At 67.4% G+C, this 21500-nt stretch carries 20 protein-coding genes; 12 read left to right on the top strand and 8 right to left on the bottom strand.

The features are described 5' to 3' along the window. The first annotated feature begins 72 nt into the window (after positions 1-72). From FCF25_RS05345 to FCF25_RS05325, 5 genes are all read left to right on the top strand, one after another. Entirely contained in the window at positions 73-594 is a 522-nt protein-coding gene (locus FCF25_RS05345; protein ID WP_117595113.1) for a multiprotein-bridging factor 1 family protein, read from the top strand. A 48-nt stretch (positions 595-642) separates the two neighbouring features. Then, positions 643-1887, top strand: coding sequence for an alanine--tRNA ligase-related protein (locus tag FCF25_RS05340; RefSeq protein WP_137047553.1), 1245 nt, complete (start codon positions 643-645; stop codon positions 1885-1887). 73 nt (positions 1888-1960) lie between these two features. Continuing rightward, the gene (locus tag FCF25_RS05335; RefSeq protein ID WP_137047552.1) at positions 1961-3109 is read left to right on the top strand and encodes an acyl-CoA dehydrogenase family protein; all 1149 of its coding nucleotides are present in this window, start codon (positions 1961-1963) and stop codon (positions 3107-3109) included. Positions 3110-3177: 68 nt separating this feature from the next. Further along, positions 3178-3750: a GNAT family N-acetyltransferase gene (locus FCF25_RS05330; protein ID WP_137047551.1), complete on the top strand. Its 573-nt coding sequence runs from the start codon at positions 3178-3180 to the stop codon at positions 3748-3750. 77 nt (positions 3751-3827) lie between these two features. Next, positions 3828-4415 carry an HAD family hydrolase gene (locus tag FCF25_RS05325; RefSeq protein ID WP_232819750.1) on the top strand — a complete coding sequence of 196 codons (588 nt, stop codon included), beginning with the start codon at positions 3828-3830 and terminating at the stop codon, positions 4413-4415. Position 4416: 1 nt separating this feature from the next. On the opposite strand, the gene FCF25_RS05320 is transcribed toward FCF25_RS05325, so the two are convergent. Then, positions 4417-4701, bottom strand: a complete 285-nt coding sequence (locus FCF25_RS05320) for a DUF5822 domain-containing protein (RefSeq protein ID WP_137047549.1) — start codon at positions 4699-4701, stop codon at positions 4417-4419. 126 nt (positions 4702-4827) lie between these two features. On the opposite strand from FCF25_RS05320, the gene panB reads away from it, so the two are divergent. Continuing rightward, on the top strand, positions 4828-5637 hold the full coding sequence (gene panB, locus FCF25_RS05315) for a 3-methyl-2-oxobutanoate hydroxymethyltransferase (RefSeq protein ID WP_137047548.1): 810 nt from the start codon (positions 4828-4830) through the stop codon (positions 5635-5637). Positions 5638-5766: 129 nt separating this feature from the next. On the opposite strand, the gene FCF25_RS05310 is transcribed toward panB, so the two are convergent. Continuing rightward, positions 5767-6552 (bottom strand): alpha/beta fold hydrolase, encoded by a 786-nt coding sequence (locus FCF25_RS05310; protein WP_117595108.1) that lies wholly within the window; start codon positions 6550-6552, stop codon positions 5767-5769. A gap of 205 nt (positions 6553-6757) precedes the next feature. Here FCF25_RS05310 and FCF25_RS05305 point away from each other — a divergent pair, with 205 nt between their 5' ends. The 3 genes from FCF25_RS05305 to FCF25_RS05295 all read left to right on the top strand — a co-directional run bounded on the left by FCF25_RS05305 (position 6758) and on the right by FCF25_RS05295 (position 10600). Then, positions 6758-7009, top strand: a complete 252-nt coding sequence (locus tag FCF25_RS05305; protein ID WP_117595107.1) for an Hsp20/alpha crystallin family protein — start codon at positions 6758-6760, stop codon at positions 7007-7009. Beyond that, a complete protein-coding gene (locus FCF25_RS05300) occupies positions 7006-9267 on the top strand; it encodes a CDC48 family AAA ATPase (protein WP_117595106.1) in 2262 nt (753 codons plus the stop codon). Before FCF25_RS05305 ends, FCF25_RS05300 begins: the two co-directional genes overlap by 4 nt. 388 nt (positions 9268-9655) lie before the next feature. After that, positions 9656-10600: a DMT family transporter gene (locus FCF25_RS05295; RefSeq protein WP_117595105.1), complete on the top strand. Its 945-nt coding sequence runs from the start codon at positions 9656-9658 to the stop codon at positions 10598-10600. A 22-nt stretch (positions 10601-10622) separates the two neighbouring features. Here FCF25_RS05295 and bcp read toward each other — a convergent pair whose 3' ends face one another. The 3 genes from bcp to priS form a co-directional block, all read right to left on the bottom strand. Next, entirely contained in the window at positions 10623-11081 is a 459-nt protein-coding gene (gene bcp / locus FCF25_RS05290) for a thioredoxin-dependent thiol peroxidase (RefSeq protein WP_137047547.1), read from the bottom strand. Positions 11082-11147: 66 nt separating this feature from the next. Further along, positions 11148-12086, bottom strand: coding sequence for a hypothetical protein (locus FCF25_RS05285; RefSeq protein ID WP_137047546.1), 939 nt, complete (start codon positions 12084-12086; stop codon positions 11148-11150). Then, a complete protein-coding gene (gene priS / locus FCF25_RS05280; RefSeq protein WP_117595102.1) occupies positions 12083-13240 on the bottom strand; it encodes a DNA primase small subunit PriS in 1158 nt (385 codons plus the stop codon). Before priS ends, FCF25_RS05285 begins: the two co-directional genes overlap by 4 nt. 379 nt (positions 13241-13619) lie before the next feature. Here priS and FCF25_RS05275 point away from each other — a divergent pair, with 379 nt between their 5' ends. Together FCF25_RS05275 and idsA3 are read left to right on the top strand one after the other, a co-directional pair. Continuing rightward, positions 13620-14972, top strand: a complete 1353-nt coding sequence (locus FCF25_RS05275; RefSeq protein WP_117595101.1) for a ribonuclease J — start codon at positions 13620-13622, stop codon at positions 14970-14972. Beyond that, positions 14972-16018: a geranylfarnesyl diphosphate synthase gene (gene idsA3 / locus FCF25_RS05270; RefSeq protein WP_117595100.1), complete on the top strand. Its 1047-nt coding sequence runs from the start codon at positions 14972-14974 to the stop codon at positions 16016-16018. The genes FCF25_RS05275 and idsA3 overlap by 1 nt, the downstream gene beginning before the upstream one ends. A 39-nt stretch (positions 16019-16057) precedes the next feature. Here idsA3 and FCF25_RS05265 read toward each other — a convergent pair whose 3' ends face one another. Then, the gene (locus FCF25_RS05265; RefSeq protein WP_137047545.1) at positions 16058-16420 is read right to left on the bottom strand and encodes a hypothetical protein; all 363 of its coding nucleotides are present in this window, start codon (positions 16418-16420) and stop codon (positions 16058-16060) included. Positions 16421-16551: 131 nt separating this feature from the next. Between FCF25_RS05265 and FCF25_RS05260 the strand changes: the two genes are divergently transcribed. Next, positions 16552-18267, top strand: a complete 1716-nt coding sequence (locus FCF25_RS05260; RefSeq protein ID WP_137047544.1) for a glutamate--tRNA ligase — start codon at positions 16552-16554, stop codon at positions 18265-18267. Positions 18268-18436: 169 nt separating this feature from the next. Here the strand turns inward: FCF25_RS05260 and FCF25_RS05255 are convergent, their stop codons facing one another. Together FCF25_RS05255 and tmcA are read right to left on the bottom strand one after the other, a co-directional pair. After that, positions 18437-18919: a DUF456 domain-containing protein gene (locus tag FCF25_RS05255; protein ID WP_137047543.1), complete on the bottom strand. Its 483-nt coding sequence runs from the start codon at positions 18917-18919 to the stop codon at positions 18437-18439. A gap of 37 nt (positions 18920-18956) precedes the next feature. After that, positions 18957-21293 carry a tRNA(Met) cytidine acetyltransferase TmcA gene (gene tmcA / locus FCF25_RS05250; RefSeq protein ID WP_137047542.1) on the bottom strand — a complete coding sequence of 779 codons (2337 nt, stop codon included), beginning with the start codon at positions 21291-21293 and terminating at the stop codon, positions 18957-18959. Positions 21294-21500: the final 207 nt, after the last annotated feature.

Raw genomic sequence — 21500 nt, 5'->3', positions numbered from 1 at the left:
CGATCTTCCCCCGTCGGCCGCCGCGTCGCACGCCGGGCACGGGTTTAAATCAGCAGAGCAAGTATGGCGGGTATGCCCAAGTACTCCACCGGAAGCGGCGGTGGCGGCGGCGACGGCGGCAGCTGCGAACTCTGCGGCACGGAGAGTTCGAGGCTCCGCCAGGAGAACGTCGCCGGCGCGACGCTGATGGTGTGTCCCGACTGCGCCAGCCACGGCGAGAACAAGAGCAAAGAGCGCAAACACCGCGACCAGTCGCGCGGCCGCGACCAGAGCGAACCCAGCCGAAAGAAGCGCGCCGCCCAGCGCGCGGCGAAGATGTACGACGCCGGCAAGGGCGACTCGAAGCACTGGGAGGAGGAGGGGACGAACTACGAACGCGACCGCCTCCCGTATCTCGTCCGCGACTACGGCGACCGGGTCGCCGAGGCTCGCGAGGACGCCGGCCTGACGACCGGCGACCTCGCAGCCGAACTCGACGTGAGCGAGCGCGACCTCGTCGCCGTCGAGGAGGGACGAGCGACGCGTGCGGGCGTCGGCGGCTCCGTCGTCCGCAAACTCGAAGACCGGCTCGGCATCGAACTGACCGACGAGTAGTCGGAAGCTTTCTGTAGCTTTTTGTCCGCGTGCCGTCTTGGCACGTCCATGTCTACCACGCTCGCACCTGCCCACCCCGACGTTCGGACGTTCGAGACGACCGTCGACGCCGTCGACGGCCGCGAAGTGACGCTCTCTGAGACGTACTTCTACGCCGAGAGCGGCGGCCAACCCGCCGACAGAGGGACGCTGGACGGCGTCCGCGTCGTCGACGTGCAGAGCCGAGACGGCGAGGTCGTCCACGTCCTCGACGAACCGCCCGCGTTCGAGGCCGGCGACACCGTCACCGCCGACATCGACGACGAGTTTCGGACGTACTGCATGCGGGCGCACACCGCGAGTCACGTGCTCTACGGCGCGGGACGCGGCCTCCTCTCGGAACTCGGTTACGGCGGCTTCGACATCAGCCCCGAGAAGGTGCGCGTCGACTTCACCACGACGACCGACATCGACGACGAGACGCTTGTCGAGCTGGAACGCCGGGTCAACCGCGTCGTCTGGGAGTCGCGGCCGGTGACGTGGGAACAGCGCACGCTGGAGGACGCGCTCGACGACCCGGACATCGCGTTCAACACGAAGACCGAGGAGGGCGTGATGGCCGACGCCGACTCGATTCGCGTCGTCACTGTCGGCGCGGCGGCGCGGCGGGGAGACGAGAGCGTCGGAAGCGGTAGCAGCGGCGACCCGTGGGACGTCGCGGCCTGCGGCGGAACGCACGTCTCGAACACGCGAGAAATCGGCCCCGTCGAGGTGCTCGGTCGGTCGAACCCCGGCGAGGGACTGACCCGCGTCGAGTTCGCCGTCGGCCCCGAGGCCGTCGAACGCCGCGCCGACGTCAAGCGCGCCGCGCTCGACGCTTCGCGGACGCTCGGTACGAGCGTGGTCGAACTCCCCGAGTTCGCCGCCAAGCTCAAAGCGGACAAGGAGGAGCTGGCCGCCGAGCTGCGCGAGGCGAAGACGGCGATGCTGGCCGCCGACTTGGACTCCCTGCCGACCGTCGAACGAAACGGGGCGACGTGGCGCGCCGGCGTCGTCTCCGGGGTCGGGCCGAACGAAGTGGGCGACGAACTGCAGTCGCGCGTCGGCGACGGAGCCGATGTTATCGCCGTCGCGGGTGAGCAAGGGTCGACGTTCGTCGTCGTCGCCACCGACGGCGAGGTCGACGCGGGCGACGTCGTGGGCGAAATCACCGACGAGTTCGGCGGCGGCGGCGGCGGCAGTCCGACGTTCGCGCAGGGCGGCGGGCTGTCGGCGTCGCCGAAAGAGGTCGCTGAGTCGCTTCGGGAGACGTAAGCTCGCCACCGGTTCGGCCCGCGTCGAACGGCGAGTCGGTCATCTTTTTCCATCCGGGACCGAATCCGAGCGTATGGCAACTACACGGGCGGACTCGTCGCTCACCGGCGAGCAGCGAGCCATCCGCGACGTCGTTCGGGAGTTCGCCGTCGAGGAGATTCGACCCACCGCGCGGGCGGCCGACGAGACCGAGACGTTCCCCGAGGAGGTGTGGGACGGCCTGGCCGAGTTGGACCTGACCGGCCTCACCGTTCCGGAGGAGTACGGCGGGTTCGACGCCGACCGGACGACCTACAGCATCGTCAACGAGGAGGTCGCCTACGGCCAACTCGCCGTCGCGACGGCGCTGTCGGTGCACTGCCTCGCCACCGAGTGCATCGCCGCCTTCGGAACCGAGGACCAGAAAGAGCGCTGGCTCCCCGACATGGCGCACGGTCGGCCGGTGGGGACGTTCGCGCTCTCGGAACCGCAGGCGGGGTCGAACCCCGCGGAGATGGAGACGACGGCCATCCGCGACGGCGACGAGTACGTCGTCAACGGCGACAAGCAGTGGATTACGAACGGCGAACGCGGCGAGGTCTGCATCCTCTTCGCGAAGACCGACCCCGACGACCCCTCGTCGGTGACGCAGTTTCTGGTGCCCAAAGAGGCGGGAATCGAGGTCGGACAGAAGGAGAAGAAGCTCGGCCTCCGCGCCAGCGACACCACCGGTCTGAAGTTCGACGACGTGCGCATCCCCGCCGAGAACCGGCTCACCGAGGAAGGGAAGGGACTCTCCGCGGCGTTCACCATCCTGACCGGCGGCCGCGTCGGCATCGCCGCACAGGCGGTCGGACTCGCCCAGTCGGCGCTCGACGAGGCCCGCGAGTACGCCCACGAGCGCGAGCAGTTCGACGAGCCCATCGCCTCGATTCAGTCCATCCGCCACAAGTTCGCCGACATGGCGACGCAGGTCCACGCCTCCCGGCTGATGGTCCGCGAGGCCGCGAGACAGGAAGACGCCGGCGAGGACAACCGCGTCGCGGCGGCGATGGCGAAGTACCACGCCAGCGAGGCGGCCGTCGACGTCTCCAACGAGGCCGTCCAGATTCACGGCGGCTACGGCTACGTCACCGAGTTCGACGTCGAGCGTCTCTACCGCGACTCGAAGATCACGACCATCTACGAGGGGACCAGCGAGATACAGAAAGAGATCATCGCGCGCGGCGTCCTCGACGACTGAGCGTAGGGCGACGCAAATTCCTCGAACCGTTTGGAAAACACCTTGTCGGTTCAATTGTCACTTACTCCATGGCAGGCGCACGCGTAACGAGCGGTAAGCGAGTCACCCTTCGGACGGTCGAGAACGAAGATATCCCGTTTCTGCAGCGCGAAAGCGTCACTCCTGAAATTCGCTATTCACTAGGCAACCCTGTCCGGGCTCGCGAGCAGTTCGAAGTTTCGACCGAGCGGGGCACCGACCAGTTTCTCGTCTGTCTCGAAGCCAAAGGGACCGACCCCGACGACACGGACGAGACTGACGTGAGGCGAATCGGCCAGGTGAACGTCGAGGACGCCGACTACAAGCGCCCCGAACTGGGCTATTGGCTCGTCCCCGAGGTTCACGGTAAGGGCTACGGGAAAGAGTCCGTCTCGCTCGTCGTCGACTACATCTTCCGCGAGTACGACACTCCGGCGATTGGGGCGAAGGCGTTCGACTTCAACGACGCCTCGCGGGGATTACTGGAGTCCCTCGGATTCGTCGAGGAGGGTCGACAACGCGGTTTCATGTTCGTTGACGGTGAGCACCGAGACATGGTTTTGTACGGATTGCTCCGTGACGAATGGCTCGGCTCGGAAGCACATCTCGACACATACGATTGAATTTCATACCCGCACGCAGTACTCTCCACTCTCAACGACCGAAGCCGTCTTTTCGGTGGCGGGCACAGTCGAACACAGTGACCGCAAACTCCCTCGACAGACTGCTGTCGGACGACTCGACGGTGTTCGAGGCGTACGACGCCGTCGTCTACGACCTCGACGGGACGCTCGTCGACCTGCTCGTCGACTGGAACCGGGTCGCCGCCGACGCCGAAGCCGCCTTCGACGACGCCGGCGTCGACGCCGCGGGGATGGACCTCTGGGCGATGCTCGACTTGGCCGACGAGGAGGAGATGCGCCCCGAAATCGAGGCCGTCATCGCGGACCACGAGCGCGACGGCGCGCGGAACTCGACGCGACTGGCGCTGGCCGACGGCGTCGCCGACCACGCCGTCCCCGTCGGCGTCTGCTCGCTCAACTGCGAGGACGCCTGTCGAATCGCGCTCGACGTCCACGAACTCGCCGGGTACGTCGACAGCGTCGTCGGACGCGACTCGGTGGCGACGCGGAAGCCGGACCCCGAACCGCTGTTGGCGACGCTCCGGGAACTGGGCGTCGGCCCCGAGAACGCGCTGTTCGTCGGCGACTCCGCGCGGGACGAACGGACCGCAGAGCGCGCGGGTGTCGCGTTCCGGTACGTCGGCGGCGGACCGTCCGGCGTCTGACTCAGTCCGACGGGTCGTCCGCGGACTCCGCCTCGTCCGGCTTCGACCCGCCGTCTCCCGCGTCGGTGCGCCGTGCGTACGCGTACGCGCTGAGCGCGACGAGAACCCAGATGATCGCGCCGACGCGGACGGCGAAGGAGACGCGCGACTCCCACGTCGGCAGCGTCACCGTCGTCGACAGCGCGGCGACGACGGGCGCGCCGACGAGAATCGTCGTGACGAACGTCACCTGCATCACCCACCCGAAGTCGACGCCTTCGGGGTTCGAGCGCTCGACGGGTTGCACGCGCGAACGTTCGCACGCGAACCTTAATGTGTGCCGGTTTGCCGCACGCCCGTCCGCTCCGGCGTCTCCCTCGACAGCTCCGCCGATAGGCGTACGTATTTACTTTCGGGAGCGCCAACGGCGGGTATGCCAACGGTTCGGGACATCCGCGCGATGGGGGGCGAGGAGACGATAACCATGTTGACGGCGTACGACGCGCCGACGGCCGCAGTCGCCGACGAGGCGGGTATCGATATCCTCCTCGTGGGCGACAGCATGGGGAACACGGCCCTCGGCTACGAGTCGACGCTCCCGGTGACGGTCGACGAAGTGGCGAGTCGGACGGGTGCGGTCGCCCGCGCGGTTGAGGACGCGCTGGTCGTCGCCGACATGCCGTTTCTCTCCTTCGGCGTCGACGAGGCGTCGGGAATCGAGAACTGCGGTCGGATGCTGAAGGAGGCCGACGCCGACGCGGTGAAACTGGAGAGCGGCCCCCACACCGTCGAACTCACCGAACGACTCGCGCAGTTGGGTATCCCGGTGATGGCGCACCTCGGACTGACGCCGCAACAGGTCAAATCGGTCGGCTACGCCCGGCAGGGGACCTCACCGGAGGCGGCCAAGGAGATTCTCGAACTCGCCCGGGCACACGAGGACGCGGGCGCGTTCTCGCTCGTCCTCGAACACATTCCGTCGAATCTCGCCGCCCGCGTCACCGAGGAACTGGAGATTCCGACTATCGGCATCGGCGCGGGAACGGACTGCGACGGGCAGGTGCTCGTCGTCGACGACGTGCTCGGGATGAGCGACTACACGCCGCCGTTCGCCACGCAGTTCGGTGACGTTCGCAGCGAGATGGAGTCGGCGATTTCGTCGTACCGCGAGGCGGTGCAGAACGGCGAGTTCCCAGCGGAGGAGCACAGTCACGTCGAGGAAGAGTTGGACTCGCTGTACTAGACCCACCTTTTTTTACTGCCGTGGGGTGCGCTTTGGCACCCTCGCTTGGAAAATCTGGACCAAAAAGGCCGCTCGCTCGTTTCACTCGCTCGCGGTACGACGAGCGGGTTCGGCTTACGGCGTCCCCGGCTAGATTCCCCGCTCGTCCAGAAACGCCGACACCGCGTCGTTGAACGCCTCGGGCTGCTCCAACATCGCCAGATGCGCGGCGTCGCCGACGGTGACCATCTCGGCGTCGGGAATCTCGTCGGCGAGATACTCGTGGTATCGCGGCGGCGTCAGCTTGTCGTGTTCGCCGACGACGGCCAGCGTCGGCACGTCGATGTTCCCCAACTTGTCCCGAACGTCGAACGTGTGGCAACTCAGGAAGTCGCGGTGGGTGACCTCCTGGCCGGCCTCGCGCATTGCCTCCCGAGAGAGGTCGAGGTAACGCTCGTCGGGGTCGTGGAACAGGCGGTCCTCGCCGTGTAGAAACTCGACGGCGCGGTCGAAATCCTCTTCGAGCCACACCAGGAGGTCGTCGAGGACGGCGAGTTTCGCCCCCGTCCCCGTCAGAACGAGCGCGTCCGGGTCGACCGCCCCGTCGAGGACGGCGAGCATCGCCACCGCGCCGCCCAACGAGTTGCCGACGAGCACGCGGCAGTCGGTCTCGTCGGCGACGGCGGCGACGTCGGAGACGTACGCCGACAGCGCTTCGTATCCGGCGTCGGCGTCGACGTCGTCGCTCTCGCCGTGTCCGCTCAGGTCCAGCGCCGTGACCGGCCGCTCGTCGGCGAGTCTGGACTGCGACTTCCAGACGCCGTGTGAGCCGCCGCTGCCGTGGATACAGAGCAGCCCCGCGTTCTCGGAGTCGCCGGCGTCTCCGCCGGAGACGCGGTAGGCGGTCTCGCGTCCGTGGTGCGTACACGTGTTCATGTGATGTGTTTTCGTGGCGCTCGTGATAAACGCATCCGTGCGTCGGGTCGCCCCGGTATCTCCGCGCCGTTCGGAGTGACTCACACCGACTACTCTCGTGTGAACCACAATTCCACCGCAGTTGGCCAAATCGGCCGGTGTACTGCGATTAGGCGAAGAAATGTTTAAATACCTGCGTGCCTAACTTGGGGTTAGGAATCACCCAATGAGTGTTCAACAATCAGCCGGCGGCGAGCGGTTCATCCGCCGATACGAGTACGACGACAGTTGGGTCATCGCTGCGGAACTCGGCGTCGCCGACGACGCCGTGGACGTAGACGTCGTCGGGACGACGGCCATCGTGGTCGTCGACCACGGCGACCGGGTGTCCGAAACCGAGTTCGAGTTCGAACTGCCCGGGACCGACGCAACAGTTGAGACCAACAACGGTGTACTGACTATCACGGTGTCCAAATGAAGCTCACAGTCAAACCACTGAAACAGAAAGACGCCGGTCGCGGACTGGCGGCCATCGACAAGCAGGTAGCCGAGGAGATGGGGCTCGAAGGCGGCGACTTCATCCGCATCGAAGGCCAGGAGAGCGCGGCCATCGCGCGCGTCTGGCCGGGCTACCCGGAGGACCGCGGATCGGGCGTCATCCGCATCGACGGTCGACTCCGCCAGCAGGCGAACGTCGGCATCGACGACCGCGTGACCGTCGAGAAAGCGGACGTCAAGCCCGCGAAGCGGGTCACCGTCGCGCTCCCTCAGCGGCTCGGCATCCGCGGGAACATCGACGCGCTCATCCGCCGCGAACTCGGCGGCCAGCCCGTCACCAAGGGCCAGACGGTCCGCCTCCCGCTCGGCTTCGGCTTCATGTCGAACCAGAGCCAGGCCGTTCCGCTGAAGATCGCGTCGACCCAGCCGTCGGGGACGGTCGTCATCAACGACTCGACGACCGTCGAGATCAGCGAGAAGCCCGCCGAGCAGATTCGCGAGGGCGCGAGCGGCGACTCCGGCACCGGCCCGGACGTGACCTACGAGGACATCGGCGGCCTCGAGAACGAACTCGAACAGGTCCGCGAGATGATCGAGCTGCCGATGCGCCACCCGGAGCTGTTCAAGCGCCTCGGCATCGAACCGCCGAAGGGCGTCCTCCTGCACGGGCCGCCCGGAACGGGTAAGACGCTCATCGCCAAAGCCGTCGCCAACGAGATAGACGCCGAGTTCCACACCATCTCCGGTCCGGAGATAATGTCGAAGTACTACGGCGAGTCCGAAGAGCAACTGCGCGACGTGTTCGAGGAGGCGACCGAGGACGCGCCCGCCATCATCTTCATGGACGAACTCGACTCCATCGCCGCCAAACGCGAGGAGGCGGGCGGCGACGTGGAGCGCCGCGTGGTGGCGCAGCTGCTCTCGCTGATGGACGGTCTCGAGGAGCGCGGCCAGGTCGTCGTCATCGGCGCGACGAACCGCGTCGACGCCATCGACCCGGCGCTGCGCCGCGGCGGACGCTTCGACCGCGAGATCGAGATCGGCGTCCCGGACCGCGACGGTCGCAAGGAGATTCTGCAGGTCCACACTCGCAACATGCCGCTGGCCGACGACGTCGAACTCGACGTGTACGCCGACAACACCCACGGCTTCGTCGGCGCGGACCTCGAATCGCTGGCGAAGGAGTCGGCGATGACCGCGCTGCGGCGCATCCGCCCGCAGTTGGACCTCGACGCCGAGGAGATAGACGCCGACGTGCTCCAGTCGCTACAGGTGACCGAGAACGACTTCCGCGAGGCGCTGAAGGGAATCGAGCCCTCCGCGCTCCGCGAGGTGTTCGTCGAGGTGCCCGACGTGACGTGGGAGGACGTCGGCGGTCTCGAAGACACCAAGGAACGGCTCCGCGAGACCATTCAGTGGCCGCTGGAGTACCCCGGCGTGTTCAAGACGATGGACATGGCCGCCGCGAAGGGCGTCCTCCTCTACGGCCCGCCCGGAACGGGCAAGACGCTCCTAGCGAAGGCCGTCGCCAACGAAGCCGAGTCGAACTTCATCTCGGTGAAGGGGCCGGAGCTGCTGAACAAGTTCGTCGGCGAGTCCGAGAAGGGCGTCCGCGAGGTGTTCAGCAAGGCTCGCGAAAACGCGCCGACGGTGGTGTTCTTCGACGAGATAGACGCCATCGCGACCGAGCGCGGCCGAAACAGCGGTGACTCGGGCGTCTCCGAGCGCGTCGTCTCCCAACTGCTGACCGAGTTGGACGGCCTCGAAGCGCTCGAAGACGTGGTCGTCATCGCGACGACGAACCGGCCGGACCTCATCGACTCGGCGCTCTTGCGCCCGGGTCGACTCGACCGCCACGTCCACGTACCGGTGCCCGACGAGGAGGCGCGCCGGAAGATTCTGGAGGTCCACACCCAGCACAAACCGCTGGCCGACGACGTGGACCTCGACAGAATCGCCCGCCGTACCGACGGTTACGTCGGCGCCGACCTCGAAGCGCTCGCCCGCGAGGCGGCGATGGCCGCCAGCCGCGAGTTCATCCTGAGCGTCAAACCCGAGGAGGTCGACGACTCCGTCGGCAACGTCCGCATCACGATGGACCACTTCGAGGACGCCCTCGACCAGGTCGGTCCGAGCGTGACCTCGGAGACGCGCGAGCGCTACGACGAGATCGAAAAGCGCTTCGGCACCGCCGAGATCGAGCGCGACACCGACGAGATGAGCCGAACGTTCCAGTAACCGGCTCGCGAAGATAGCGCCTCGAACGCGCTGCTACCGTCTTTTTCGCTGCGACCGTTCTCTCCCGAGTCGGCCTCCGTCGTCTCTCATACTCGGGAACGAAAAACATGTTAACCGTTTATTTCACCGGAAACGAGGTGTGTTTCGGTAGCGATGTCACTCTCGATTTCGCGGGGTCGTCCTCGTGGATACCGTTCCGCGCCGTGACGACTTCGACCCCGCGGGCCGACCGGTCGCAACCACGGTGCGGCGAGCGACGACGTGTCCGACCCGAAGGAAACCAGTCGCCGTATTAAACAGTTTCTCTTCGAAGAGCGCCCCGAAACCCGAAACCGGCGACCCCCGCCCGGACGGACAGCCTCTTTTCCGTCCGTCGCCGACGGTCGGTGTGTCCCGATACCGAGACGTTGGGCTGTTCTTTCTCCTGTCGGCGCTGTGGGGCGGGTCGTTCGTCGCCATCGAAGTCGGGTTGGAGAACCTCCCGCCGGTGCTGTTCGCCGCGCTCCGTTTCGACGTCGCAGCGGTGTTGCTCCTCGGGTACGCCGCGTCTCGCCTCGACGACCCGATACCGCGGACCCGCGGCGACGTCGCCGCCATCGCCGCCAGCGCGTTTCTCATCGTCGCCGCCAACAACGCGCTGCTGTTCGTCGGGCAGACGCAGACGACCGGGAGCATCGCCTCTATCGTCTACAGCCTCAACCCGATTCTGACGACGGCGTTCGCGGCGCTGCTGGTCGGCGGCGTCGGCCTCGACTCGCGGGGGTACGTCGGCGTCCTCCTCGGCCTCGTCGGCGTCGTCGTCGTCGCCGGCCCGGACCCGTCGCTGCTCTCGGGCGACCTCTCCGGCGACGCGCTCGGCGTCGCCATCGTCTTCTGTGCGGCCGTCGCCGTCTCGCTCGGGAGCGTCCTCGTCCGCCGGGCGGACGCGCAGACGCCGAGCGTCGCGGTCACCGCGTGGTCGATGGCGCTCGGCGCTATCGTCATCCACACCGGCAGTCTCGCCGCCGAGGGCGTCCCCCCAGTGTCGTTTACGCCCCGAACCGTTCTCGCACTGCTGTTTCTCGGCGTGTTCGCCAGTGCGCTCGCGTACTCCATCTACTTCGACCTGCTCGACCGACAGGGTCCGTTTCAGGCGAACCTCGTCGCCTACGTCGTCCCCGTGGTAGCGACGTTTCTGGGGTGGTCGTTGTTGAACGAGCAAATCACGGCGATGACCGTCGGCGGCTTCCTGCTCGTCTTCGTCGGATTCGCGCTGGTGAAGTACGAGACGCTGACCGCGGAACTGCCGAAGCTACGCGCGAGCCTCCGGTCCGTCGTCGGCCTGTTCCGCTGACGTTGCGAAGTCGGCGCGGGCGCTACGCGTCGATGTCGTCGAGGATGGCCTCGGCGTGGCCTTCGGGGGAGACGCCTTCGTACGCTCGCTCGATGGTTCCGTTCGGACCGACGACGTACGTGTTCCGGAACACGCCGTCGAAGGTGTTGCCGAACATGTTCTTCTCGCCGTAGGAGTCGTAGGCGGCGGCGACCTCTCCGGACTCGTCGGAGAGCAGTTCGAACGGGAGGTCGTACTCCTCGGCGAACGACTTCAGGTCGCTCACCGGGTCGTCGCTGACGCCGAGGACGTGGATGTCGCGCTCCTCGAACCGCTCGATGCTGTCGCGGAAGCCGCAGGCCTCGGTCGTGCACCCGGGGGTGTCCGCCCGCGGGTAGAAGTAGAGCACCACTCGGTCGCCCGAGAAATCGGAGAGCGAAACCGTCTCGCCGCGCTGGTCGGGCAGTTCGAAGTCGGGGGCGTCGTCGCCGACTGAGAGCATGGTCGATTCACGGAGTCCGCGTAAAAACCGTTTGTGACTTCGGTCGCGTCGGTTCGCTCGCTCGATTCAGTCCAACCGCTCGGCGGCGTCGCGGGCCAAAAGCGGCTCGGCGTTCGCCGTCGGCAGCGTCACCACGTCCTCGGCGGCGAGGTCGTACTCGCGCTCGTCGACGCCGAAGATGGAGCCGACGTTCTGGGTGATGCGGACCGTCGTGCGCTCGACGTCCGCGTCCGTCTCGGTATCGGCGTCCGCAGTTCCCTCCGCGGCGGACTCGCCCCCGACCTCCGGGTCCGGCGTGTCCGGCGGAACCGACTGCGGGGAGTCGTCGACAGTCGTCTCCGACTCGGTTCGGGTCGCCGTCGCCTCCGCGTCGGCCGTCGGCGGGTCGGGAGACGACGGCGACGCGTCGGTAGCCGCATCGGCCGCCGACCCGTCGCTACCGCCCATCGCGTCCGCGAGAGCGTCACCGTCGCCGTCGCCGGACGGCCCCGACCGGGACTCGCGCGCATCGGAGACGACGTCCGGCGTCGCGTCCGCGACGGGACCGGTGCCGGCGCTCGACGGACCGGCCTCCGGCGTCTCGTCGCGACTCGGGTCGGGTTCGGCGCGCGGACTCCGTCTGCCCGAGAGGATGTCGAGGACGGTCGACTTGTTCCGGTCGATGCGCGCGACGAGGTCGTCGAACAGCGCCCGCTCCTCGTTCGTGAAGCCGTCTTCGTCGACGGGCATATCGGCGGCGGCGAAGCTGGCGAGTTTGACCACCTTGCCGACGCGGCGTTCGTACACCGCTTCGACGACTTCCTCGGCCGTCTCTATCTCGTCGGTGAGGCGGCCGACTTCGGGCGACGAAAACGGGTCGTCGGTGGCGTCGGCGACGCGCTTTCGTTCGGCTTTCAGGTCGGCGATGTACTCGGCGACGTCGGCGTAGAAACTGTCGCGAAGCTGCTGGAGGCCGTCCTTTCGGCGCTCTTTCGACTGGACCGTTCTGAGTTCGTCTAAGTTCATTCTCTGGCTTTCTCCGCCGCCCCGCGCGTCATCAGGAAGACGCCGACGCTCTCCGTCACTGTATTCTCTCCCGCTGATAGCTTAGTCGTTTCCCCGCCGAACTCGACGACCGCCGGTTCGTCCAGTTCGACCGCGATATCTCGCCGCGCGAACCGGTCGGGGACGGCGTCCCGGAGGGGTTCGAACCCTTCGACCTGCTCGCGGTCGAGTCGCGTCACGACGAGCGACGATCCGCCGTGGAGGCTCCCGGGGAGTCGGATGAGCCGTCGCACGTCGGTCGTCACCGGTTCGTCGATGGGGGCGGTCTGGTCGGCGACGACTCGCTCGGCGACCGTCTCGACGAGCAGGCGGAGACCGGGGCCGCCGGCCTCGACGTTCCCCGCTCGAATCGCGTCGGGGTTGCGCCGCAGCGCCCCGATAATCGTCTTCGCGCGTCCCTCGCCGATGCCGTCGAACTCCTGGAGGCGCTCGCTCGCGTCCGCGTCGTCCATCGACTGGAGCTCCTCGACGAACGACAGCAGCGCCGTGTGGGTTCGCTTCCCCCACCCGCCTTCGGTCCGGAGGACGCGGCGGGTCGTCCCGCGCTCGCTGCGCGTCGTGACGAGGCCGTCGAAGTCGAGGTCGATGGCGCGCACGTAGTCGACGATCTCGCGCCGCGCCTCGCTGTCGAGTTCGCGCACCGACTCGTCGCGGACGTGGACGTGGTAGCCGCGACCGCCCGAGAAGACAATCTCCAGCTCCGAGAACGCGAAGTCGTCCTCGAGAAACGACAGGAGGCGAAGCAGCGCCTCTTTGCACTCCGCGAGCATCTCCGCGTAGCTCGCGGCGTCGGGGTCGACGCCCGGCAGGTGGTCGGCGTCGAGGTCGAACACGAGGTCCGCACCCTGCCACTCCTTCTCGTCCATCTCGTTGGCTCCGGGGTCGGCGTAGCGCGCCGCCGAGAAGTAGACGTGCCGCGGCGACTCGCGGGCGAGGAAGCCGCCCAGGTCGCCGACGTCGAGCAGCGACTGGTGGCGGACCATCGTCGTGCCGCCGGCGGTCCAGGGAATGTGACCCCACTCGCGCCGCTCGGCCGCCGGCGGCAGCGTGAGGTCCGCGCTCCGGTAGTAGTCGCCGAAGCGGCCCCGGAGGTACTCTCGTGTCCGACGGTTCATTGCGTCACCATCGTTGCGAGGGGGGCGATAAAGGCGTTGTCGTTGTGGACGAGACGAGTGTCGTCGTCTCGTGAGCGACGGCGGTCGACGACCGTCCCCACCGGCCGTGCCGTCCGATTCGAGCCGTTTCGGTCTCGGCCGACTAACCCACGTAGTTTTTAATACCCCGGCGTGTAGCCCACAAGTACCAACAGCCCGCGGGTAAGTGTGGACGCGACGCGCGGCGGTGCCGTGCGCGACATCGGGTCGGACGCGACCACACGCGGGGACCAGCGACCGACGCGCTGCAAGACGCCGGGGCCGGTGGCCCCCTGACGCCCTCGGATTTGCGTGAGCAACCGCAGCCACAGGACGTGGCGTTTCAATGCTCTGATAAACCATGGAAATCGAAATCGCAACCATCGGCGGCTACGAAGAAGTCGGTCGGCAGATGACTGCCGTCCGCGCCGGTAACGACGTCGTCGTCTTCGACATGGGTCTGAACCTCTCGCAGGTTCTCATCCACGACAACGTCGAGACCGAGAAGATGCACAGCCTGGACCTCATCGACATGGGGGCCATCCCGGACGACCGCGTGATGAGCGACCTCGAAGGAGACGTGCAGGCCATCGTGCCGACGCACGGCCACCTCGACCACATCGGCGCCATCTCGAAACTGGCCCACCGCTACGACGCGCCCGTCGTCGCCAGCCCGTTCACCATCGAACTGGTGAAACAGCAGGTCCAAGGCGAGAACAAGTTCAACGTCAACAACGACCTCGTGAAGATGAGCGCCGGCGAGACGATGTCCATCGGGGACTCCGGCCAGGTCGAACTCGAGTTCGTCAACGTCACCCACTCCATCATCGACGCCATCAACCCGGTCATCCACACGCCGGAGGGCGCCATCGTCTACGGTCTCGACAAGCGGATGGACCACACGCCGGTCATCGGCGACCCCATCGACATGAAGCGCTTCCGCGAAATCGGCCGCGAGGGCAACGGCGTCCTCGCGTACATCGAGGACTGCACGAACGCGGGTCGGAAGGGCCGCACGCCCTCCGAGTCCGTCGCTCGTCGCCACCTCAAAGACGTGATGACCTCCGTCGAGGACTACGACGGCGGCATCGTCGCCACGACGTTCTCCAGCCACATCGCTCGCGTCACGAGCCTCGTCGAGTTCGCCAAGGACATCGGCCGCCAGCCGGTTCTCCTCGGCCGCTCGATGGAGAAGTACTCCGGCACCGCGGAGCGCCTGAACTTCGTCGACTTCCCGGACGACCTCGGGATGTACGGTCACCGCAAGTCGGTCGACCGCACGTTCAAGCGCATCATGAAGGAGGGCAAGGAGAACTTCCTGCCCATCGTCACGGGCCATCAGGGCGAACCGCGCGCGATGCTCACCCGGATGGGCCGCGGCGAGACGCCGTACGAACTCGAAGACGGCGACAAGGTCATCTTCTCGGCCCGCGTCATCCCGGAGCCGACCAACGAGGGTCAGCGCTACCAGTCCGAGAAGCTCCTGAAGATGCAGGGCGCGCGCATCTACGACGACATCCACGTCTCGGGCCACCTCCGCGAGGAGGGCCACTACACGATGCTCGACGCGTTGCAGCCCCAGCACGTCATTCCGGCCCACCAGAACCTCAAAGGGTTCGCGCCGTACGTCAGCCTCTGTGAGTCGCAGGGCTACACGCTCGGCCGGGACGTGCACGTGACGAGCAACGGGAACATGATTCAGCTGGTCCAGTGATGTCATCGAACGCGACAGAAGAGCGGGTACTGGCCGCCGTCGGCGAGCGACGCGAGCTCGTCAACGAGGCCATCGACGAGGAGGTGCCCATGGCCGAACCACAGCGCCTCTACGAAGCCACGCGTTACCTCTTGGAGGCGGGTGGCAAGCGTCTCCGTCCCGCTGTCGCGCTTTTGGCCGCCGAAGCGCTCGCCGACGTGTCGCCGCTGTCGAGGGAGTACCGCGAGTTCCCGGCGCTCGACGGAGGCGACGTCGACGTGATGCGCGCCGCCGTCGGTCTCGAAGTCATCCAGTCGTTCACGCTCATCCACGACGACATCATGGACGACGACGACCTACGCCGCGGCGTTCCGGCAGTACACGCGGCGTACGACACGGAGACGGCCATCCTCGCCGGCGACACGCTCTACTCGAAAGCGTTCGAACTCATGACGGACACGGGTGCCAAACCCGAGCGTGGTCTCGAAGCGACTCGACTGCTCGCGACGACCTGCACGCGAATCTGCGAAGGTCAGGCGCTCGACGTCTCCTTCGAGCACCGCAACGACATCCTCCCCGACGAGTATCTGGAGATGATCGAGTACAAGACGGCGGTACTGTACGGGGCGGCGGCGTCGACGCCCGCCGTGTTGATGGGTGCCGACGAGGACGTCGTCGACGCGCTCTACCAGTACGGCATCGACGCCGGCTGCGCGTTCCAGATACAGGACGACGTGTTGGACCTCACCGTCCCCTCCGAGGAGCTCGGTAAACAGCGAGGGTCGGACCTCGTCGAGGAGAAGGAGACGCTCATCACGCTGCACGCGCGCCAACACGACGTGGACATCGCCGCTCTCGTCGACACCGAGTCGATAGACGAGGTGACCGAGGCGGACATCGACGCGGCCGTCGCGGAACTCGAAACCGTGGGCAGCATCAAGTACGCCCGCGAGATGGCCGAAGACCTCGTCGAACAGAGCAAAGAACGACTGTCGGTGCTGCCGGACAACGAGGCGCGAGGGCTCCTCGAAGACATCGCCGACTACCTCATCACGCGCGGCTACTGAGACGTCGCTCCGGTTCTCTCGGCGCTTTTTTGCGCTCCGTCAGCCGAACTGCACCATCGACCAGACGTTGTAGCCGGTGAGCCCCGCCCCGACCGCGGCGAGCAGACCGGGAAGCACGTACGGAACCACCGGGTCACCGACGCGGGCGGCGTACTGACTGATGGCCAGACAGAGCGCGAAGACGGCGAGTTTCAGCCCGACGAGTCCGGCGAACCCGAACGACGAGATGCTCGCACCCATCACCGGATTTCCCTCTACGACGCCTGGGGCGAACGCGACGATGGCGATGGTCGTCACCACGTCGCCGACGCCGTAACCCGCCGCCGCCGCGATCCACGCCCAGTAAAAGCGTCGCTCGGTGACCGGCGTCCCGTCGAGCGAGAGCCACGACCGAGCGTTCACGCCGAGGCCTCGCTCGGGACGTCATATAGGCTTGTTGCTACCGCCGAGTGTCACGTTCTCGGACCGGTGTCGTGGTCGGCGCTGCGGGCAATCCACGGCTGTTTTTACCGGGCGGACGAAACCCGCCGGTAATGGACGACGACCTTCGGACTCGCGTGCAGGCGGAAGCCGAGAAGCACGCGCTGTTCAACGCAGTGAAGTACGAGAGCGACGCCGACGTCGGCGCGGTGATGGGCCCGCTCATGGGCGAGAATCCCGAGTTCCGCCCGCACGGCGGCGAGATACCCGGCGTCGTCGGCGGCGTCGTCGCCGAGGTCAACGGGATGGACCACGCCGAGCGCCGCGAGCGACTGGGCGAACTCGCACCCGACCTGCTCGACGAGCTCGACAGCGAAGACGAGGAAGACGACCGAGCGCTCTCGGACCTCCCGAACGTCGACGCGTACGACGAGGTTCGGATGCGCGCCGCGCCGAACCCGAACGGCCCGTGGCACATCGGCCACGCGCGGATGCCCGCGGTCATCGGGACGTACAAGGAGATGTACGACGGCTCGTTCATCGTCCGCTTCGACGACACCGACCCCGAGACGAAGCGCCCCGACTTGGACGCCTACGACGCTATCTTGGACGACATCGACTACCTCGGCTTCGAACCGGACGAGGTGCTTCGGGCCTCCGACCGCCTCGACGTCTACTACGACCACGCCCGACGGCTCATCGAGAAGGGCGGCGCGTACACCTGCTCCTGCTCGGGGGAGGCGTTCTCGGAACTGAAGAACTCCGGCGAGGCGTGCCCGCACCGCGACAAGGATCCCGAGACGACGCTCCGGGAGTTCGAGGCGCTGGTCGACGGCGAGTACAACTCGGGCGAGATGGTTCTTCGCGTCAAGACCGACATCGAGCACAAGAACCCCGCGCTGCGCGACTTCGTCGCCTTCCGCGTCATCGACACGCCGCACCCCCGCGAGGAGGCCGAGGAGTATCGTCTCTGGCCGATGCTCGACTTCCAGTCCGGCATCGACGACCACCTGACGGGCGTCACCCACATCATCCGCGGCATCGACCTGCAGGACTCCGCGAAGCGCCAGCGATTCGTCTACGACTACTTCGACTGGGAGTACCCCGAAGTCGTCCACTGGGGCCACGTCCAGATCGACGAGTACGGCGTCAAGATGTCGACTTCGACCATCAAGCGCCTCATCGACGAGGGCGAACTCGACGGCTGGGACGACCCGCGCGCGCCGACCATCAAGAGCCTTCGACGGCGCGGCATCCGCGGGGAGGCCATCGTCGAATCGATGGTCGGTCTCGGCACCTCCACGAGCAACGTCGACCTCGCGATGAGCACCGTCTACGCGAACAACCGGGCGCTCGTCGACGACGAGGCGCCGCGGTACTTCTTCGTCCGCGACGGCGTCGAACTGCCGCTCTCCGGCGGCCCCGACGCCGGTCGACCGCCGATTCACCCCGACCACGAAGAGCGCGGCCGACGGACCGTCCCGGCCGGAGACGCGGTGCTCGTCGAAGAGGGCGACCTTCCGAACGACGGCGAGCGCGTCTGGCTGAAAGGCTACGGCTGCGTCCGCTCCGAGGGCGACGCGCTCGAATACGTCGGCGACGACATCGACGTCGTGCGCGACGGGGGCGTCGACGTGGTTCACTGGGTCCCGGCCGACGAGAACGTCTCGGTGACGATGCGGACAATGGACGGCGACGTGACGGGTCACGCCGAACCCGATTTCGGCGACGCCGCCGTCGACGACGTGGTCCAGTTCGAGCGCGTCGGCTTCGTTCGCGTCGACTCGCAGGGTGACGGCGAGGCGGTGACGTACTTTAGCCACGACTAAGCGGGCGGCTCGAAGGGTCGAATCGGAGGCGAGCAGGCGACACGACCGGTTTCGACTCGCGGACTCCGGACCGCCGTGTCGCGCAACCGCGAACCGGTCCGGAGCGAAGGTCAGCGCACGCCGGTCGTTGGTCCCGTTTTCGTATTTGAACGTTCGCACCGACACGGCCTCAGAGAAACACGACGAGGACGAACGCGACGAGCATCAGGAGGGTCAACACGACCTGCACGGCCGCCGACGCCAACACGCCGGCCGTCGCGAACAGCGCGGTCCTGAAGCTCGCGTTCGCGTCCTGATTCCGGTAGAATTCGAGCGCGAAGACGGTTCCGGCGACGCCGAGGAGGATGCCCGGCGGCCCGGCGACGAAGAACGCCAGAAAGCCGACGGTTGCCGCGACGAGCGTCGTCGCCGTCGACGCCCCGCCGTACCGGGCGGCGATAGGGCCGGCGAAGTAGTCGAGAATCATCGCGGTGAGGCCGACGAGAGTGAGGCCCGCCACCGCGAGGAGGCCGGGTTCTCCGTAATCCGTCGACCACCAGTAGAGGTACACTCCCGCGAGCGACGTGAGCGCGCCCGGCAACAACGGTGCGACGCTGCCGACGACGCCGAGCACCAACAGCGCGAGCGCGAGCCATCCGAGCGGTTCGACCATACTCTCCGTACGCGGACGCCCCTCTTCGGCGTACCGCTCAGGAACCGTCGGAGAAACGCGTCCGCTCCTCGGCGACGACCGGTTCGTCCGCGCCGTAACGGTCGACCAGCGGCCGGAACGCCGCACCGAGCGCCCGCATGCACTGCCCAGTCGAGACGTAGTCGAGTTCGTCGGCGACGACGTCCCACGGGTGGCTCTGAAGCACTTTTCTGACGAGCAGGCGCTCCGCGCGGGGCGAGAGGTCGACGATGCCCTCGACGAGGTGGGCGAGCGCGAGACGCCGAAACGCTCCGGGGGCGGCGACGTAGAGGCCCGGTCCGTACGATGCGCCGACGACGACGCGCCACTCGTGGTCGGAGAGCGTCGGGTCGACACCCGAACCGGTCGCACCGAGCGTGGCCCGAACGACGTCGGCGTCGGCGTCCCGGAGCGGGTCCGAGAGGACGCCGACCGCCCTGTCTCGGAACCACCGCGAGTGTCGTTCCGCGAGCGCCCGACCCGACGCCGAGAGCGGATGCAACATGACCGCGGAGTACTCGCCGCTGGTGTCGTTTCGCGTCGTCGAGAGGTGAACCGTCCGGTAGCCGTTCTCGCGCCAAAACGAGAGCAGTTCCGGCGTCGCCCCGTAGCCGACGCCGAGCCAATCGGCGCTCTCGTCGAACTCGTCTCGAACGTCGGCGAGCAGCCGAGAGCCGAGGCCGCGCGAGCGGACGGCGTGGTGCGTCGCGATGCGGAGCACTCGGTAACCGACCGGCGACGCCGCGTCTTCGTCTCTGAGCTGACTCGTCAGCACGTCGGGAATCATGTTGCCCGCGACGCGCTGGCCCTCGTACATCTCGCGCCGAGTCGACTCCGGGAGCCCGCCCTCGCGGGCCAGCAGCGCGACGGAGACGACGCGGCCGTCGTGAAGCAACGCCCGCACCGAGAGGTTCGGCGCGTCGAGCAACCGCGCGAGGTCGTTCGGCTCGGTTCGGTAGTGTGCGAGTACGAGCAGACCGAACACCTCCCGAAGGAGATGCTCGTCGGCCAGCAGGTCGTCGGGGTCGAACGCGCGGTACTCGACCGATTCGGTCGTCGCGTCCGCGACGAGTTGGTCGACCGGCGGGCGGGCGTCGAGCAGCAGCGCGCGGAACGCCCAGAGTTCGAGCGGGTCGCCCCCAGCGTAGCGGATGGGCTCCGCGAGCGTCACGTTCGACACCTCGAACTCGCTGTCGTCGAGTCGGTCGCGGAACCGCACCGAGAAACCGCGACCCGCGCCCTCGTAGCCGCGGACGGTGGTGAAGAAGCCGACGGCGGGCGCGTCGAGAACGTTCGAGAGCAGACGGACGGGGAACGCCGCCGCCTCGTCGACGAGCACGACGTCCGGATTGTCGCTGTCGTGGTCGTGGTCGCCGCCGTGGTCGCCGTCGCTGTCGCTGTCGCTGTCGCTGTCGCCGTCGTAGTCGCTGTCTGCCTCCCCGAGTCGGTCGACGGCGTCGACGGGTGGAACGAACCGCACTCGCCCGCCGGTGACCGTCTCGATTCGCCGGTCGTCGTCGCCGTCGTCGGCCCGGCAGCCCATCGACTCGACGACTGCGGCGGCGCGGACGAACACCTCGCGGGCGTTCCGGAACGCCGGCGCGGTGACGAGCACGTCTCTCCCTTCGGCGGCGAGCGCACCGGCGGCGATGCCCGCGGCGCTCGACTTGCCTCGTCCACGGTCGGCTTCGACGACGACGGCGTGGCCGGGGTCGGCGAGCGCTTCGAGCGCGGCGACGGCGTCGGCCTGGTCGTCGGTGAGGCAGCTCTCGTAGACAGCCTCGGGGAAGGCCGCGTTCTCGGGAGTCTCCGGCGGGTTGTGCGGTCGCGCGGGCCACGGGTCGGTGAGTCCGTCGCGTTCGATCGTCCCGGAATCGACGTCGACGACTGCGATCCCCGGATGCTCGCGGAGCGTCCCGACGAGTCGCGCCCGGAACCGCGTCCCCACGTCGTCGAGGTCGAACGGCGGCACCGCGAGGTGGTCGTCGAACCAGCCGCGGCGCTCGGGCCACTCCGACAGCGGCGGGGCGAGGAGGACGAGGAGACCGCCGCCGTCGACGGCACCGACGACCTGTCCGAGCGCGTTCGGCGAGAACCTCTCGTGGGCGTCGAGCACGACGGCTTTTCGCGTCCGGCCGAGGAGGTTCGACGCGCGGTTCGGCGCGTAGCGCTCGAATCTGAACCCCTCGCGCGAGGTGACGAAGGTTACGTCCTCGTCGGGGATTCCGGCGGCGCCGAGGGCGGTGTAAGCGGCGTCGGTGCCGGCGTCGCGGTCGCCCGCGAGTACGAGCAGTCGGCGTTCGTTCGCACGCTCGGCCTCGGCGCGGAGGCGGTCGGCGAGGGCGGCCACGTCCATCGTCCGTACTGGTCGCTTACGGGTAATGGTGATTTCGTCTGGGCGGCGGTTCAGACCGATTCGTCACTCGCTCGGTTCCTGTCAAACGTGTTTCTCTCTCGTTCCTGAAAATCGCCATGCGCAGGCCTACCACGGCCTGTACGCTTTGAAAGCGCTTTTATGGGGTGCTACGTTACAGGAGTGTACAACCTGTTCGAGGTTGATGAA

The sequence above is a fragment of the Haloprofundus sp. MHR1 genome, from assembly GCF_005155585.1.
Lineage (GTDB): Archaea > Halobacteriota > Halobacteria > Halobacteriales > Haloferacaceae > Haloprofundus > Haloprofundus halophilus.
Note: the sequence above shows the minus strand (reverse complement) of the source record. Positions and strands in the feature narration are given on the sequence as shown.

Bases quoted from the DNA above. Each gene is read 5' to 3' on its own strand.
- FCF25_RS05260 (WP_137047544.1), top strand. From the start codon at position 16,552: ATGGACGACGACCTTCGGACTCGCGTGCAGGCGGAAGCCGAGAAGCAC.
- FCF25_RS05310 (WP_117595108.1), bottom strand. From the start codon at position 6,552: ATGAACACGTGTACGCACCACGGACGCGAGACCGCCTACCGCGTCTCC.
- tmcA (WP_137047542.1), bottom strand. From the start codon at position 21,293: ATGGACGTGGCCGCCCTCGCCGACCGCCTCCGCGCCGAGGCCGAGCGT.
- FCF25_RS05330 (WP_137047551.1), top strand. From the start codon at position 3,178: ATGGCAGGCGCACGCGTAACGAGCGGTAAGCGAGTCACCCTTCGGACG.
- FCF25_RS05300 (WP_117595106.1), top strand. From the start codon at position 7,006: ATGAAGCTCACAGTCAAACCACTGAAACAGAAAGACGCCGGTCGCGGA.
- bcp (WP_137047547.1), bottom strand. From the start codon at position 11,081: ATGCTCTCAGTCGGCGACGACGCCCCCGACTTCGAACTGCCCGACCAG.
- FCF25_RS05275 (WP_117595101.1), top strand. From the start codon at position 13,620: ATGGAAATCGAAATCGCAACCATCGGCGGCTACGAAGAAGTCGGTCGG.
- FCF25_RS05345 (WP_117595113.1), top strand. From the start codon at position 73: ATGCCCAAGTACTCCACCGGAAGCGGCGGTGGCGGCGGCGACGGCGGC.
- FCF25_RS05335 (WP_137047552.1), top strand. From the start codon at position 1,961: ATGGCAACTACACGGGCGGACTCGTCGCTCACCGGCGAGCAGCGAGCC.
- FCF25_RS05305 (WP_117595107.1), top strand. From the start codon at position 6,758: ATGAGTGTTCAACAATCAGCCGGCGGCGAGCGGTTCATCCGCCGATAC.
- panB (WP_137047548.1), top strand. From the start codon at position 4,828: ATGCCAACGGTTCGGGACATCCGCGCGATGGGGGGCGAGGAGACGATA.
- FCF25_RS05255 (WP_137047543.1), bottom strand. From the start codon at position 18,919: ATGGTCGAACCGCTCGGATGGCTCGCGCTCGCGCTGTTGGTGCTCGGC.
- FCF25_RS05285 (WP_137047546.1), bottom strand. From the start codon at position 12,086: ATGAACTTAGACGAACTCAGAACGGTCCAGTCGAAAGAGCGCCGAAAG.
- idsA3 (WP_117595100.1), top strand. From the start codon at position 14,972: ATGTCATCGAACGCGACAGAAGAGCGGGTACTGGCCGCCGTCGGCGAG.
- priS (WP_117595102.1), bottom strand. From the start codon at position 13,240: ATGAACCGTCGGACACGAGAGTACCTCCGGGGCCGCTTCGGCGACTAC.
- FCF25_RS05340 (WP_137047553.1), top strand. From the start codon at position 643: ATGTCTACCACGCTCGCACCTGCCCACCCCGACGTTCGGACGTTCGAG.